17 protein-coding genes and 1 other RNA gene are annotated in these 14,376 nt (G+C 69.8%); 6 read left to right on the forward strand and 12 right to left on the reverse strand.

The features are described from left to right. Nucleotides 1–66: 66 nt before the first annotated feature. Nucleotides 67–436: a transfer-messenger RNA gene (ssrA, locus tag ACYVIH_RS08550) on the reverse strand. A 95-nt stretch (nucleotides 437–531) separates the two neighbouring features. On the opposite strand from ssrA, the gene ACYVIH_RS08555 reads away from it, so the two are divergent. Together ACYVIH_RS08555 and ACYVIH_RS08560 are read left to right on the forward strand one after the other, a co-directional pair. Continuing rightward, on the forward strand, nucleotides 532–1,041 hold the full coding sequence (locus ACYVIH_RS08555) for a GNAT family N-acetyltransferase (RefSeq protein ID WP_460868194.1): 510 nt from the start codon (nucleotides 532–534) through the stop codon (nucleotides 1,039–1,041). Nucleotides 1,042–1,107: 66 nt separating this feature from the next. After that, nucleotides 1,108–2,496: an HNH endonuclease gene (locus ACYVIH_RS08560; protein WP_460868197.1), complete on the forward strand. Its 1,389-nt coding sequence runs from the start codon at nucleotides 1,108–1,110 to the stop codon at nucleotides 2,494–2,496. Between the two features lie 28 nt (nucleotides 2,497–2,524). On the opposite strand, the gene ACYVIH_RS08565 is transcribed toward ACYVIH_RS08560, so the two are convergent. The 5 genes from ACYVIH_RS08565 to ftsE all read right to left on the reverse strand — a co-directional run bounded on the left by ACYVIH_RS08565 (nucleotide 2,525) and on the right by ftsE (nucleotide 6,933). Next, nucleotides 2,525–3,397, reverse strand: coding sequence for an amidohydrolase family protein (locus ACYVIH_RS08565; RefSeq protein ID WP_460868199.1), 873 nt, complete (start codon nucleotides 3,395–3,397; stop codon nucleotides 2,525–2,527). Beyond that, on the reverse strand, nucleotides 3,394–3,870 hold the full coding sequence (gene smpB, locus ACYVIH_RS08570) for an SsrA-binding protein SmpB (RefSeq protein ID WP_460868202.1): 477 nt from the start codon (nucleotides 3,868–3,870) through the stop codon (nucleotides 3,394–3,396). Before smpB ends, ACYVIH_RS08565 begins: the two co-directional genes overlap by 4 nt. Before the next feature lie 59 nt (nucleotides 3,871–3,929). Next, nucleotides 3,930–5,171: a peptidoglycan DD-metalloendopeptidase family protein gene (locus ACYVIH_RS08575; protein WP_460868205.1), complete on the reverse strand. Its 1,242-nt coding sequence runs from the start codon at nucleotides 5,169–5,171 to the stop codon at nucleotides 3,930–3,932. Nucleotides 5,172–5,294: 123 nt separating this feature from the next. Beyond that, complete coding sequence (gene ftsX / locus ACYVIH_RS08580; protein ID WP_460868207.1) at nucleotides 5,295–6,215, reverse strand: permease-like cell division protein FtsX; 921 nt, start codon at nucleotides 6,213–6,215, stop codon at nucleotides 5,295–5,297. Between the two features lie 28 nt (nucleotides 6,216–6,243). After that, entirely contained in the window at nucleotides 6,244–6,933 is a 690-nt protein-coding gene (gene ftsE / locus ACYVIH_RS08585) for a cell division ATP-binding protein FtsE (protein ID WP_460868210.1), read from the reverse strand. A 204-nt stretch (nucleotides 6,934–7,137) separates the two neighbouring features. Between ftsE and ACYVIH_RS08590 the strand changes: the two genes are divergently transcribed. Continuing rightward, complete coding sequence (locus tag ACYVIH_RS08590) at nucleotides 7,138–7,824, forward strand: hypothetical protein (protein WP_460868212.1); 687 nt, start codon at nucleotides 7,138–7,140, stop codon at nucleotides 7,822–7,824. Here ACYVIH_RS08590 and prfB read toward each other — a convergent pair. Both prfB and ACYVIH_RS08600 read right to left on the reverse strand, forming a co-directional pair. Next, nucleotides 7,821–8,939 (reverse strand): peptide chain release factor 2, encoded by a 1,119-nt coding sequence (gene prfB, locus ACYVIH_RS08595; protein ID WP_460868214.1) that lies wholly within the window; start codon nucleotides 8,937–8,939, stop codon nucleotides 7,821–7,823. The genes ACYVIH_RS08590 and prfB overlap by 4 nt on opposite strands. 85 nt (nucleotides 8,940–9,024) lie before the next feature. Next, entirely contained in the window at nucleotides 9,025–9,333 is a 309-nt protein-coding gene (locus ACYVIH_RS08600) for a hypothetical protein (protein WP_460868217.1), read from the reverse strand. Between the two features lie 162 nt (nucleotides 9,334–9,495). Between ACYVIH_RS08600 and ACYVIH_RS08605 the strand changes: the two genes are divergently transcribed. The 3 genes from ACYVIH_RS08605 to ACYVIH_RS08615 are packed head-to-tail and all read left to right on the forward strand — an operon-like array spanning nucleotide 9,496 to nucleotide 11,838. Continuing rightward, nucleotides 9,496–9,819, forward strand: coding sequence for a plasmid stabilization protein (locus tag ACYVIH_RS08605; protein WP_460868219.1), 324 nt, complete (start codon nucleotides 9,496–9,498; stop codon nucleotides 9,817–9,819). 2 nt (nucleotides 9,820–9,821) lie between these two features. Further along, the gene (locus tag ACYVIH_RS08610; protein WP_460868221.1) at nucleotides 9,822–11,351 is read left to right on the forward strand and encodes an FAD-dependent oxidoreductase; all 1,530 of its coding nucleotides are present in this window, start codon (nucleotides 9,822–9,824) and stop codon (nucleotides 11,349–11,351) included. After that, complete coding sequence (locus ACYVIH_RS08615; RefSeq protein ID WP_460868223.1) at nucleotides 11,341–11,838, forward strand: DUF6328 family protein; 498 nt, start codon at nucleotides 11,341–11,343, stop codon at nucleotides 11,836–11,838. Before ACYVIH_RS08610 ends, ACYVIH_RS08615 begins: the two co-directional genes overlap by 11 nt. Nucleotides 11,839–11,943: 105 nt before the next feature. Here the strand turns inward: ACYVIH_RS08615 and ACYVIH_RS08620 are convergent, their stop codons facing one another. From ACYVIH_RS08620 to ACYVIH_RS08635, 4 genes are all read right to left on the reverse strand, one after another. Beyond that, nucleotides 11,944–12,765, reverse strand: a complete 822-nt coding sequence (locus tag ACYVIH_RS08620; RefSeq protein ID WP_460868225.1) for a SigB/SigF/SigG family RNA polymerase sigma factor — start codon at nucleotides 12,763–12,765, stop codon at nucleotides 11,944–11,946. A 175-nt stretch (nucleotides 12,766–12,940) separates the two neighbouring features. After that, nucleotides 12,941–13,390, reverse strand: coding sequence for a pilus assembly protein TadG-related protein (locus tag ACYVIH_RS08625; RefSeq protein WP_460868227.1), 450 nt, complete (start codon nucleotides 13,388–13,390; stop codon nucleotides 12,941–12,943). Further along, nucleotides 13,387–13,827 carry a TadE/TadG family type IV pilus assembly protein gene (locus ACYVIH_RS08630; RefSeq protein WP_460868229.1) on the reverse strand — a complete coding sequence of 147 codons (441 nt, stop codon included), beginning with the start codon at nucleotides 13,825–13,827 and terminating at the stop codon, nucleotides 13,387–13,389. The genes ACYVIH_RS08625 and ACYVIH_RS08630 overlap by 4 nt, the downstream gene beginning before the upstream one ends. Next, nucleotides 13,824–14,213, reverse strand: coding sequence for a TadE/TadG family type IV pilus assembly protein (locus ACYVIH_RS08635; RefSeq protein WP_460868231.1), 390 nt, complete (start codon nucleotides 14,211–14,213; stop codon nucleotides 13,824–13,826). The genes ACYVIH_RS08630 and ACYVIH_RS08635 overlap by 4 nt, the downstream gene beginning before the upstream one ends. Nucleotides 14,214–14,376 lie beyond the last annotated feature (163 nt).

Genomic DNA, 14,376 nt, shown 5'->3' on the forward strand with positions numbered 1-14,376 from the left:
GAAACGACGGACGGCCGAACCCACCACTATTGGGTTCGGCCGTCCGCGATGTCCTGAGACATCACACGGTGGAGCTGGCGGGAATCGAACCCGCGTCCTTCGGCGCTGCTCCAGGGCTTCTCCGGGTGCAGTCTGCGATGTCGTCTTCTCAGTCCCGGCACTCGCACAGACACGTTGCCGACAGACTCAGCCACTAAAATGTCCCGCTGCACCCCAGTGGCCGGGGAGCAGCAGCAAGCCTCCTAGATGAGGCCGGGTTCTGAGCCGGAGGCGGCGCTCAGTCCGACCCGTTCACCAGTCGCTCAGGCGGCGAGGGCGAACGAACTGCGCTGGTTGTTGGCAGTTATTGGTTTCCAAGGAACGTTTACGAGATGACCTTGGCTTCTCGACCCGCTTCCCCTGGAACGAACGTCCCAAGTCGAAACCGATCAGCCCCTCTTGAGTTGTCAATCTGGTGACACTGTACCTGTCCCAACACAGGTGGGGCATCGGGTATTCCGGACTGGCGCGCGGACACGGAGGTGACTCGGGATGAGAGCGGCCCAGCCGAACGTACGGAAGGCCGGGAGTGGCGATGTGGCGGCGATCTGCCGCTTCGGGGCCAGGTACGTCCGCCCGCACTACACCCCCTTGATCGGCGCGGAGGCCGCAGACTCGCAGGTCCGCTGGTGGTGGAACCCGACCCACATCGGCGGCGCCGTCGCCGACGGACTGGTCGTCATCGCCGAGGTCCACGGGGAGCTGGTCGGCGTCGGGCAGCGTGGGCTCAGCGGTGCCGACCACGTGATCTACAAGCTCTACGTCCATCCTGACCATCGGGGTCTGGGGCTGGGTCCCCGCCTGCTCGACGCTCTCGCACGGCAGCTGCCTGCCGACGCGGACCGTCTGCACCTCGAGCACTTCGCCGGCAACGAGCGTGCCGGTGCCTTCTACGAGCGGGAGGGCTTCACCGTGGACCGCGTCGAGCCGAGCGCCACCGGCGATCCCCGGCTTGCGGTGGTATGGCGGTCACGGGAGCTGCCGCAGCGTCCACCACGCTGAGCGAGAACTGTCACCGATGTCTTGAGAGATGACAGAACTGTCGGTGCGCTCGTCTAGTGTTCGAACATGCTTTCGAAGTCGTTCCCCGAGCAGGCCTCCCCCAGGGCGGGCCTGGTCCTCGACGACCTCGAGCACCTGGTCGAGCGGCTTCGCCACGACGACGGGGTGGACTCCGATGCCGGACGGATCGACCTGATCACCGCACTGGAGAGAGTCAAGGGTGCCGCCGCGGCTGCCCAGGCCCGGCTGACCGCGGCGTTCGCCGACTCCCAACGCCACACCGGCACCAGCACCGGCGCCGGCGCAGGCCGGAGCAAGCGAGCCGAGGAGAAGCTGGGCTCGAGCATCGCGCACCAGATCGCCCTGGCCCGGCGCGACTCCCCCCAGCGCGGCCACCGCCACGTCGGGTTCGCCCGGGCACTGGTCGAGGAGATGCCGCACACGCTCGCGGCGTTGACCGACGGCCAGATCAGCGAGTGGCGCGCGACCATCCTGGTCCGCGAGACCGCGATCCTCTCCGCCGAGCACCGACGCCGCGTCGACGCCGAGCTGGCCGGCAGGCTGGCCAAGCTCGGCGACCGCGGCGTGGAGACCGAGGCGAAGAAGATCGCCTACCGCCTCGACCCCGAGTCCGTGGTGCGCCGGGCCCGCCGCGCCGAAGGCGACCGCCGGGTCACGATCCGACCCGCCCCCGACACCATGAGCCACGTCACCGGCCTACTGCCCGTCGCCCAGGGCGTCGCGGTCCACGCCGCCCTGAGGAAGCACGCCGACACCCTGCGCGCTGCCGGTGACCCACGGACCCGCGGCCAGATCATGGCCGACACCTTCGTCGAGCGGCTCACCGGCCAGACCACGGCAGAGGCCGTGCCGATCTCGGTCGAGCTGATCATGACCGACCGGACCCTGTTCGGCAGCGACAAGGAACCCGCCCGGATCCTCGGGCACGGCCCAATCCCCGCAGCACTGGCCCGCAGGCTCGTCCGCGGCGGACCGGACCTCGACCAGGCACGGGTCTGGATCCGACGCCTCTACACCCACCCCACCACCGGCGCACTGACCGCGATGGAGTCCCGACAACGGATCTTCCCCGCACCACTACGCAAGTTCCTGGTGATCCGCGACGACGTGTGCCGCACACCCTGGTGCGACGCCCCCATCCGGCACGCCGACCACGTCGAGCCCGTCGCCGACGGCGGCGAGACCACCGCAGCCAACGGTCAAGGGCTCTGCGAAGCCTGCAACCAAGCCAAGGAAGCCACCGGATGGCGCCACACGGCCACCACCGAGCGAGCCGGACCGATCACCATCCACACCCCCACCGGCCACACCTACACCTCACGACCCCCGGACCTCCCAGACCCAAGACATCCCCACGCGAGGACACGAGCCGCACCGGGATGGGAACACAGCCCCCTCGAGGCACAGCTGCAACGCCTCATCACAACCGCCTGAACCAACGAGCCCGGCGGCAGTGGACCGATCAGCCGATCAGCGCCGCCGCGTTCTCCCAGCACACCCGACGCAACCACTCCTCCCCCAGACCGAGCCGTTCGAGCGACTCGAGCTGGTGAGCATAGGGGTAGGGGATGTTCGGGAAGTCCGACCCGAGCAGCACCTTCTCGCCGAGGTCCCGGAGCCGCGGCAGCAGGTCGGAGGGGAAAACGGCCATCTCCTCGAAGAAGTCCGTGAACGCCATCGTGGTGTCGAGGTGGACCCGCTCGAACCGTTCGGCCAGCTCGAGGAACTCGGTGTACTCCGGCGCACCCATGTGTGCGATCACCGCGGTCAGCCGCGGATGCCGTTCGAGCACCTCGCGGACCGGCCCGGGCCCGGTGTTCTCGTTCGGGACCGGTCCGGAGCCGGCATGAACGACGACCGGGGTGCCGGCCTCGGCGAGCAGGCCCCACACCTTGTCCAGCTGCGGGTCGCGGACGTCGAAGTTGCCGACCTGGACGTGGACCTTGAAGATCTCGACGCCCTCCTCGATCCCCTCGGCGACATAGTCGGCCGCCGACGGCTCGGGGTAGAACGTCGCGGAGTGCAGGCACTCGGGCACCTTCTGCGCGAAGTCACGTGCCCAGTCGTTGAAGTAGCCGGCGATGCCGGGCTTGTGGGCGTAGGGCAGCGCGGAGAACCGTCGTACCCCGAGTGCGCGCAGCTGCTCGACCCGCTCCTCGTCGCTGCCGCGGTAGGTGATCGGCCACGGCCGGCCGATCAGCGGTCCGGCGGAGTCGAACTGCTCCCACACCTTGGCCATGATGTTGGGCGGCAGGAAGTGCACGTGCACGTCGTACAGCCCGGGCAGCCCGAGACGGTCGGACCAGGCCGGGACCTCCTCATCGCCCAGGTTCACGCCATCCCCTTCATCCGCCGGCCGAGCGCGACCTCGGTCTCCCGCTTGGCCTGCCGCTCGGCGATGGCGTGGCGCTTGTCCCAGGTCTTCTTGCCTCGTGCCAGAGCGAGCTCGACCTTCGCCCGGCCGTCCTTGAAGTACAGTGACAGCGGGATCAGGGTGAGTCCCTTCTCGTTCACCCGCGACTCGATCTTGTCGATCTCGGCGCGGTTGAGCAGCAGCTTCCGCTTGCGGCGGGCGGCGTGGTTGGTCCAGGTGCCCTGGGCGTACTCCGGGATGTGCACGTTGTGCAGCCAGACCTCGCCCTCGTGCACCTCGGCGAAGCCGTCGACGAGGGAGGCACGACCAGCACGCAACGACTTCACCTCGGTGCCCATGAGCACCAGCCCGGCCTCGTAGGTGTCCTCGATGTGGTAGTCGTGACGCGCCTTCTTGTTCTGCGCGATCAGCTTGCGCCCCTGCTCCTTGGCCATTCCTCGATTGTGTCAGGCCGGGCAATCCGGTTTCGGGACCGGTCGAAGGAGTACGGCGCTCAGAGCCAGCCGACCGGGTTCACCGTCGCGCCGTTCTCGAACACCATGAAGTGCAGGTGGCAGCCGGTGGAGTAGCCGGTGTTGCCGACGTAGCCGATCACCTCGCCGCGCTCGACCTGCTCGCCGGCGAACGTGGAGTAGGCGCTGAGATGGTTGTACGCCGTGCCGAGGCCGACGCCGCGCTGGTAGCCGTTGTCCATGATCACCCGGTTGCCGTAGCCCTCGTTGTAGTACACCGCGATGACCCGGCCCGAGGCGGCCGCGCGGACCGGCGTACCGCAGCCGGCCCCGAAGTCGGTGCCGTCGTGGAGCGTCCAGCGCTTGTAGACCGGGTGCAGCCGCATGCCGTACGACGAGGTGATGTAGCCGTCGACCGGATAGTCGAGGAAACCGTCGGATCCCTTCGCGTCCTCCGCCGCGGCAGCGGCCGCCTCCTGGGCTGCTGCCCGACGGCGGGCCTCCTCCGCGCGGCGACGAGCCGCCTCGGCTCGCGCGGCGAGGATCGAGGAGATCCGGTCACGCTCCTGCTGCAGGCCCTGCAGCATCTCGAGGTCGGCCTGACGGGCCTCGGCGGCGGCGTTGTGCGCGTCCGCGCGAGCCGAGACCAGACTCGCCACGGCGCGCTCGGCCTCCTCGGCCTTGCTCTCCAGCGCCTGCTTGCGCTCGAGGTTCTCCGCGGCCTCCCGGCGCTTGACGGCGACCTCCTGCTTCGCGGCCTCGACCTCCTCCTCCTTCACGGTGAGGATGACTCGAGCCGCGTCGAGGCGGTCCAGCGTCACGGACTCCTTGTCGAGCACGTTGCGCACCGAGTTCAGCTGGCTGGTCAGCTCCGCCGGGTCCTGGGAGCTGAGCACCATGGACAGGCCGAGCAGGTTCGGGTCGCCCTGCTGGTAGTTCTGCACCGCGATCTGGCCGAGCACCTCCTCCTGCTCGGCCATGTCCGCCTCGCCCCGGGCCAGGTCCTCGCGGGCGTCGCGGAGGCGGCGCACGGCCGCGTCGAGCTCGGACTGCATCCGGCGGTCGAGCACGACCGCCACGGCGAGCTCGCCGCGGGTCTTGGCGAGGTGCTGCTGCGCCGCGGAGAGCTTCGCCTTGGCGTTCGCGAGGGCGCGCGTGGCGGCCATCAGCTCCGCGCTGGACTGGTCGAGGTGTTCGAGGGTCTGCGAGATGTCACCCTGGACACGCTTCTTGCGGTCGCGCAGGTCATCAGCCGAGGCCAGCGGGATGGCAGCGACGCTCAACAGCATGCTGCTTGCCGCAAGAGCGGCTATCACGCGGCGACGGTGGCTACGGGGGAAGTGGCGAAGCACCGGTCTGCCTTAGCTTGTGGTCTGGGTCAGGCTTTCGACGGTAACTGGCTTTACTCAGACTTTGAGGTATTTCCGGGTCATTGCGAGAGTCGGCACCAATGTCAGGAGCAGGCCGATCAGCGCGATCCAGCCCACCGCCCACAGGCCGTCGGTCCAGTCGATCCAGGCCACGATGTTCGAGGTCGGCCGGAGCATCTGGTAGATCACGAAGTACATGAACGCCCCGATCGCGGCCGCGGCCAGGGTCACGCCGATCAGCGCCGCGACCAGCGCCTCCATCAGGAACGGCAGCTGGATGTAGAGGCTCGAAGCGCCGACCAGGCGCATGATCCCGATCTCGCGCCGGCGCGCGAAGGCCGCCAGCCGGATCGTGTTCCCGACCTGCAGGACCGCCGCGAAGATCAGGAAGCCGGCGATCGCGATCGCGCCCCACTTCATGACGTTCATCCAGAAGTAGATCGGCTTGAGCACCTCACGCAGGTCACGGACCGTGTTGACCCCGTCGAGACCCGACACCTGACTCTTGATCCCCATGAACTTCTCGGGGTCCTTCAGCTGCACCCAGTACGACTCCTGCATGTCCGAGGGCCGGATCGACTCGTAGACGCGCTGCTCGGTCTCGTCGTTCGACACGTAGGCGCTGCGCCACTTGTCGTAGGCCTCCTGCTTGCTCTGCAGGCGCCAGGAGGCGACTTCGGGGTGGTCGTCGAGGACCTTCTCGATCGCCTTCTTCTGCGCGCCGGTGACCTCCCCGTCGACACAGTTGGCGGTCGTGGAGTTCTGGTTGCACAAGAACACCGTGATCTGGAGCTTGCTCCCCCAGTACTCCTCGGCCTTGTCCGCCTGGGCGTTGAGCAACAGCCCCATCCCGACGAGGGTCAACGAGACGAAGATCGTCACGATCACCGCGATCGTCATGGAGACGTTGCGCTTGAGCCCGTTGCCGAGCTCGGAGAAGACATAGGTCAGCTGCATCGAGGCGAGATCCTTGGTCCTTGGTCGTTCAGTGCTGGTAGCCGTAGACGCCGCGGGTCTGGTCACGGACGATGTGGCCACCGGACAGCTCGATCACGCGCTTGCGCATCTGGTCGACGATGCCGGCGTCGTGGGTGGCCATCACCACGGTGGTCCCGGTGCGGTTGATCCGGTCCAGCAGCTTCATGATCCCGACCGAGGTGTTCGGGTCGAGGTTCCCGGTCGGCTCGTCGGCGATCAGGATCATCGGCCGGTTCACGAACGCCCGGGCGATCGCGACCCGCTGCTGCTCACCACCGGACAGCTCGTCGGGCATCCGGTCACCCTTGCCCTCGAGCCCGACGAGCTCCAGGGTCTCGGGGACCACCTTGTTGATGTGCGAGCGCGGCTTGCCGATCACCTGCAGCGCGAACGCGACGTTCTCGGCGACGGTCTTGTTGGGCAGCAGCCGGAAGTCCTGGAACACCGTGCCGATCTGACGGCGCAGGCCGGGCACCTTCCAGCCGGCCAGCCGGTTGATCTCCTTGCCGGCGACGTACACCTTGCCGTGCGTGGGCCGCGCCTCCCGCAGCACCAGGCGCAGGAAGGTGGACTTGCCGGAGCCGGAGGCGCCGACCAGGAACACGAACTCCCCCTTGCCGACCTCGACGCTCACGTCGTCGAGCGCTGCGCGGCTCTGGCCGGCATACGTCTTGGTGACATTCTCGAAACGGATCAAGGGCGTGGGCGGCCGGGCTCGGGGACAAAGGGTTCATCGCGGGCGCCGCCCGAGGGCTGCAGCACCGACGTATCCGACCAACAGTTGAGTCTAGGTGACCGCTCCCAGGCGGGGCCGCAGGCAGGCCGGCGCGGTGTTTCGCCGTCCCCCGCGGCGCTGCCACCGCACCGCGCCACGGCTTGGCCGGATGCCTAGAGTGGGGCCATGTCCCCCCGTCGCCGTCTGGCCGTGCTGCTCGCTGCGGCGGCCCTGGTGACCGGGTGTACGGCGGACACCGACTCGCCCGAGCCTCCTGCTGAGAGCGGTGAGAGTGCTCCGTCGGTGGAGCCGAGCGACGCCGATCTCGACCTCAGCGCCTACCCCGTGCCGCGCGCCGACCTGTGTCCGGCCCTCGACGAGGACGCCGTGGCGCGTGCGCTCGGCTCGCCGGTCGCCGACACCGCCCACTACCGCAACGGCGAGGAGTTCGAGGTCCGCCCGGGACAACGCGACGTCTCGCACGAGTACGGCTGCGTCTTCGAGGCCGCCGACGGCACCGTCGCGCGGACGTGGGTCTTCGCCCGGCCGGTCACCGTGGCCGAGGCCCGCACCCTGGTACGACGGACGCGCCGGGGTCGCGACTGCGCCTTCCCCAAGTCGATCGGGTTCGGCGACCCCGGCGTGACCTCGGTGTGCGAACGGCGGAGCACCGGCGACGACGACCGGCCGGCTCTCCGGGCACGCCTGCAAGGGTTGTTCGGCGACACCTGGCTCAGCTGCGAGATCGAGGAGCCGACCGGCCCCCGCGAGGACACCGGCGGTGTCGGCAGCGACGCCGGCGAGGACGTCGTACAACGGGCCGACCGGTGGTGCACCGACGTGGTCACCACCGTCGGCTCGTCGGACGACTAGTTCTGGGCGGCCTTGTCCGCGCCGCGGCGCCAGCGGATCCCGGCCTCGAGGAAGCCGTCGATGTCGCCGTCGAACACCGCCTGCGGGTTGCCGACCTCGTACTCGGTGCGCAGGTCCTTCACGAGCTGGTAGGGGTGCAGCACGTAGTTGCGCATCTGGTCACCCCACGAGCCCTGCACGTCGCCGCGCAGCGAGTCGAGGTGGGCGCGCTCCTCGGCCTTCTTCAGCGCGAGCAGCTTCGCCTTGAGGATCACCATCGCGCTGGCCTTGTTCTGCAGCTGGCTCTTCTCGTTCTGGCAGCTGACGACCGTGCCCGTCGGGATGTGCGTGAGGCGAACCGCGGAGTCGGTGGTGTTGACCGACTGACCACCCGGGCCGGAGGAGCGGTAGACGTCGACGCGGATCTCCTCGTCGGGCACGTCGATCTCGTCGGTCTGCTCGAGCACGGGAACGACCTCGACCGCGGCGAAGGACGTCTGCCGGCGGCCCTGGTTGTCGAACGGGCTGATCCGCACCAGGCGGTGGGTGCCGGCCTCGACCGACAGCGTGCCGTAGGCGTAGGGGGCGTGGATCGCGAAGGTCGCCGACTTCAGGCCGGCCTCCTCGGCGTAGGAGGTGTCGAAGACCTCGACGGGGTACTTGTTGCGCTCGGCCCAGCGGACGTACATCCGCATCAGCATCTCGGCGAAGTCGGCGGCATCGACGCCACCGGCGCCGGCGCGGATCGTCACGAGCGCCTCGCGGGCGTCGTACTCCCCCGACAGCAGCGTGCGGACCTCGAGCTGCTCGACGGACTTCTGGATCCGGTGCAGCTCGGCCTCGGCCTCGGCGAGCGAGTCCGCGTCACCCTCCTCGCGGGCGAGCTCGAGGAGCACCGAGAGATCGTCGATGCGGCTCTGCAGCGAGGTGAACCGCTCCAGCTCGCCCTGCAGCGTGGAGAGCCGGCCGGTGATCTTCTGCGCGTTGGCCTGGTCGTCCCAGAGGTCGGGTGCAGCCACCTGCTCGCCGAGCTCGGCGATCTCCTTGCGCATGTCGTCGACGTCGAGCACCTGCTCGATGGTCTGCATGGTCGCCTGGAGCTGCTTGATCTGGGTTTCGAAGTCGGGGCCTGCCACGTCGGCAAGGGTACGCGACAGGGTGGAACGCAGCCATCCGGAGTCGGCGGCCGCGCCCCACCCTGCAAGGCGTTGCTGGGAGCGGTCAGGCGCCCTCGTTGCCCACGCCGAACGACTTCGGCCCCGTCGCGCCGGTCGGCGTCGACGTGACGTTCGGGTTGGTCCCCGACGGCGTCGAGGAGCCGCCCTCGGCCTGCTCCTTGACCTTCTCCACGGCCTGGTCGGCCACGTCCTTCGCCGCGTGCTTGGCCTCGTCGACCTTCTGCTGCACCTTGGGGTTGGTGCGCAGCTTCTGGGCCTGTGCGGCGATCTGCTCGTAACGCTCCCGGCCGGCCTTCGCACCGAGCACGTAGCCGACCGCACCGGCACCGAGCAACATCAGCTTCTTCATCATCGTCATCTTCCTTCCGCTGTCTCCTTTGCGGTTTGATACCCGTGAGGGAGGGTCTCAATCAGCGGTCTGGGTCACGAGCCGCGCCGGCGACGGTCCGGCATGCCGGCGAGCCGCGATGGGTACTCCCCCGGCGACCGGACCCGTCCCAGGAAAGGGGTCGCGATGCCCAAGGCATGGAGCTCCAAGCGCGAGCGGCAGTACGAGCACATCAAGGAGGGCCTCGAGGAGCGGGGCCGCGACGAGGACACCGCCGAGGAGATCGCGGCGCGGACGGTCAACAAGGAGCGCGCCCGAGCCGGCGAGGCCGAGGAGAGCAGCCGTACGTCGACCGAGGACATCTCCTCGGGGCGGCGCGGTGGCCTGCGCTCGCACAAGGGCGCCGGCGGTCGCACGCGCGACCAGCTCTACGAGGAGGCCCGCCGCAAGGGAGTCGAGGGACGGTCGAAGATGAACAAGGCAGAGCTGGAGAAGGCGGTCGGTCGCTGAGCATGGACAACTTGACGTCGTACTGGATGGTCTCCGCCGAGACCCCGGACTACCCGCTGCTGACCGAGGACATCACCGTCGACGTGGCCGTGGTGGGCGCCGGCATAGCCGGCATCAGCGTCGCCTCCGAGCTCGCCCGCACGGGCCGCTCCGTCGCGCTGCTCGAGGCCGGCGGGATCGCCGCCGGAGTCACCGGAGGCACCACCGCGAAGGTCTCGGTCCTGCACGGAGCGGTGTACCACCACCTGGCGCAGAAGCTCGGGGACGAGACCGCGGAGGCCTACGCCACCAGTCAGACCATGGCCATGAAACGCGTCGCCGCGCTCACCGAGGAGCTCGGGATCGACTGTGACCTCGAGCGTCAGCCGGCGTTCGTCTACAGCGAGTCCGAGTCCGACGTGGAGATGCTCCGCGCCGAGGCGGAGGCCGCCCGGCGAGCCGGCCTGGCGGCGACGTTCACCCAGGAGACCGGTCTGCCGTTCCCCGTCGCGGGGGCGGTCCGCGTGGAGGACCAGCTGGTCTTCCACCCCCGGAAGTACCTGCGAGCCGTCGCAGCAGACTTCGTCGACCGCGGCGGGCTGATCTTCGAGAACACCCGGGTCACCGACCTGCACGAGGGTGACCCGAACGTGCTCACCACCGAGGCCGGGCAGCGGATCACCGCCCTCGACGTCGTGGTCACCACCCACTACCCGGTCTTCGACCGGTCGATGCTGTTCACGCGGATGAGCCCGGAGCGCGAGTTCGCCGCGGCCGCGGTGGTCGACGACAGCGCGGACCCCCGAGCGATGTACGTCTCCACCGGCTCCGACACACGGTCGGTGCGAGGAGCGCCGTACGGCGAGGGCAAGCGACTGCTGATCGCCACCGGCGCACCGTTCAAGCCGGGCAGCCCTTCGGCACCCGAGCAGCTCGAGCGACTCGAGTCGTGGCTGCGCGACCGCTTCGGCGTCGCCGACACCGCGTTCACCTGGGCCGCACAGGACAACTCCAGCGGGGACAAGCTTCCTTTCATCGGGAAGCTCCACCCCGGCGCCAAGCACGCCTGGGTCGCCACCGGGTTCAACGCCTGGGGGATGACCAACGGGGTGCTCGCCGGGCTGCTGCTCCGCGACGCGATCGAGGGCCGGCCCGAGGAGTGGGCCCGCATCTACGACCCCCGCAGGCTGCACCCGACGCTGGAGGCCAAGACGGTGGTGAGCTCCGGCGCGCGTGCCGTGGCGGGCCTGGCCGGCAACGCCGGCGCCCGGATCGCGGCCAAGGTGAAGCGGCAGCTGTCCGCCGACGAGCTCGCCCCCGGGGAAGCGGGCATCGTCAGCGACGGCGGCAAGGAGTGGGCCACCTACGTCGACGAGGACGGCACCGCGCACGCCGTCTCCCCCACCTGCACGCACCAGGGCTGCCTGGTGTCGTTCAACAACGTGGAGAAGGCATGGGAGTGCCCCTGCCACGGGTCGCGCTTCGATCTCGACGGGGAGGTGCTGCAGGGCCCCGCCACGCGGCCGCTGAAGCGACGCGCCGATGAGCAGTGACGCCGAGGTGCCCGGAGGGGGCGTCGCCGGCGAGCCGGACGAGGACAAGCACACCCGGCTGACCCGCAACCTCAACGAGCTCCTCCAGGAGCTGCGGGTCATGCAGACCGGCGCGCAGATCCTCACCGGCTTCCTGCTCACCATCCCGTTCACCGGTCGGTTCAGCGAGATCGACCGGGCCGAGAAGTGGGTCTACCTCGGCGTGCTCAGCATGTCGGTGGTCGCCACCGCGCTGATCGTGGCGCCGGTCGCCTTCCACCGCACGCTCTTCCGGCGCGGCGAACGCGAGTGGATCGTGGAGGCCGCGCACAGCGCCGCCCGCAACGGCCTGGTCGCGCTCGCGCTCACGATGGTCGGGGTGGTGTGGCTGGTCTTCGACGTCGTGATCGGCGCGCCGGTCTCGCACGTCATGGCCGGGCTGACCCTCGGGCTGTTCGCGCTGTTGTGGGGCGTGATCCCGATCATCCGCCGGCACAACCTCGCCTGACGCCTCCCGCAGGTCACACGCAAGAAGGCGGCGCCGACCCTCCATCCCGGAGGAGGGTCGGCGCCGCCTTCTGAGCCGCGAGGGCCCGCGCTGTGCGGGCGAGCCTCAGGCGAGCTCGGCGCGCAGGTCGGAGAGGATGCGCGAGAGGAGGCGTGAGACCTGCATCTGGGTCACGCCGATGTCCTGGGCGATCTGCTCCTGGGTCCAGCCGTAGAAGAACCGCAGCTCGATGATCCGGCGGTCGCGGTCCTTGAGCTTGCGCACCGCGGGGCCGAGCAGGATCCGGGCCTCGGCGCGGCCCAGGTCGGCGTCCTCGCCGCCGAGCAGCTCCCCGAGCGAACCGCTCCCGTCCTCGCCGACGGGGACGTCGAGCGAAGCGGGGGTGAAGCAACCGTCGGCGGCGAGCGCCTCGACGACGGCGTCCTCGTCGATACCGAGGTGCTGGGCCACCTCACGGGGCTTGGGCGAGCGGTGCAGGGTCTGCGAGAGCTCGTTGGAGGCGCGGGAGATCTGGGCCTGCAGCTCCTGGATGCGACGCGGCGGACGGACCGTCCAGCCGAAGTCGCGGAAGTAGCGCTTGACCTCACCGGTCACGGTGGGCACGGCGTAGCTGAGGAAGTCCCGCTCGAAGCTGGGGTCGAAACCCTGCACGGCCTTGACGAGACCGACGTACGCGGCCTGGAGGAGGTCGTCGCGGGAGATCCCGCGGTCGCGGTAACGAGAGGCGATCGCCCGGGCGACACCCATGTTGAGGACGACGATCTCGTCGCGGAGCCTCTTCTGCTCCACCTCGTCGGTGGTCTCGGCGATCTGAGCAAGGAGCCGGGCGGTGATCTGGCTTCGGTCGGCCTCGGTGACCGTCTCTGTCGGGTCGAGGATGTCGGTCGTGTCCAGCTGCTGCTCTTGAAGTTCAGGCGAAGCGGTCATTGCTTGCTACCTACTCTGTTTTCGATCTGTCGTGGCACGTTGGCTTGACCACGTTCAATCGAGCGCATCCGGTGGCGGCGATCAGGCCGCTCCAGGGCGCACACCAGCCATCCTGTCCGCGCCCTCGCTGGTCTAAACCTCCGGGACCGAGAAACTTCTGCCAACCGCCGCCGACTCAGTCACCCACCACGGCGACAGCCGCCGCCACGGCGTCCACGCGTGCCCGGTCCGCCACCCCCGGCAACGGCAGCGGCAGGTCCAGCGGGGCGGTGAGGCGGACGACCACCCGGTCCTCTGCCGGTTCGACGACGTAGGCGAGCCCGGGGTGCCGGCGACCCGCGCCGACCGAGTCGAGGTAGCCGGCCACGAACGCCTCGGCCGTCCCCGGGTCGATCAGCGCGCGCTCGCCGAGCCCGGTGGTGTACACCTGCTCGCCGGCGATCCCGTCGGCCGCCGCGAGGGCAGCACCGTCCGCGAGGGTGTCGAGCGCCTGGCGCTTCAGGAACGCCGCGGTGGCGTCCACGACGACCACGACGGCCATCGCGAGCACGAGTGTCAGACCGATGATCAGCACGGCGACCTGCCCCTCCTCATGCCGTCGCGACCGCACCGTCCGCAGCGTCATGGCAGGTCCGCCCTGTGGGTGCCGTACGGGATCGCGTGCTCGGCCTCCACCCGGACGCTGGGCCGCTGCTCGCCCAGTGCGCTCGGCAGCAGCGGCAGGGGCACCTGGTAACCGACGGTCACGGTCACGACCGAACCGGGCGCGAGGCAGTTGCCGGGATCGGGGCGGCAGGTGATCTGCATTGCCCGCGCCGCCTCGTCCAGCCCCTGGTCGGTGAACGCCAGCTGCGCCGCCGCCCGAGCCCGGTCGAGGGCGGCCGCCTCGCTGGGGGCCTGGGTGAACGCGCGGCCGGCCGCCCTGGCCGCCGTACTCACTCCGAACGCCGCCTGCTGCACCTCGAACACGGCCAGCACGATGTAGAGAAGCGGGACCATCAGCAGGATCGCGAGCCAGGTGAACTCCACCAGCGCGGTCCCCCGCTCGCTCCTGCGGTTCACGGGGCGCTCTCCTCGATCGCGTGGCCGGAGACGGCCAGCTTCACCCCCGGGCCCCAGATGCCCAGCGGCGGCACCTCGGCGACCACGTCGACGCGGACGACCGGCACGCCGTCGAGCGTCGTCTCGGTCGCCGTCACGTCCTCAGCGAACCGGGACGCGACCGCGTCCGCGATCTGCGCGCGGGTGCGGGCCACCCCCTCGGCAGGCGACCGGTCGACCGTGGCGGCGTACCTGGCCCCCTCGGCGGCGGCCGCGGTCAGCGTGTTGCGCACGTGGAGCAGCAGGGCCACCTGCAGGATGCCCAGGAAGAGAGGCACGAGCACGACGAGCACCAGCGCGAAGTCCACCACGGCGGAGCCGCGCTCCCCCCGCCGGAGCGCCGCCACGTCTCAGCCCGAGACCGAGCTCAGCGCGTCCGACAGCATCTGCGACAGCGCGTCGCCGGCCACCGCCCAGAGCACCGTGACCAGTCCCGCGGTCATCACCGTGACCGGACGCCGAAGACTATGACCGATCCCACGTAGACAACACCCGCACCGTAGCCCTCGG

Source organism: Nocardioides pakistanensis (assembly GCF_054781215.1).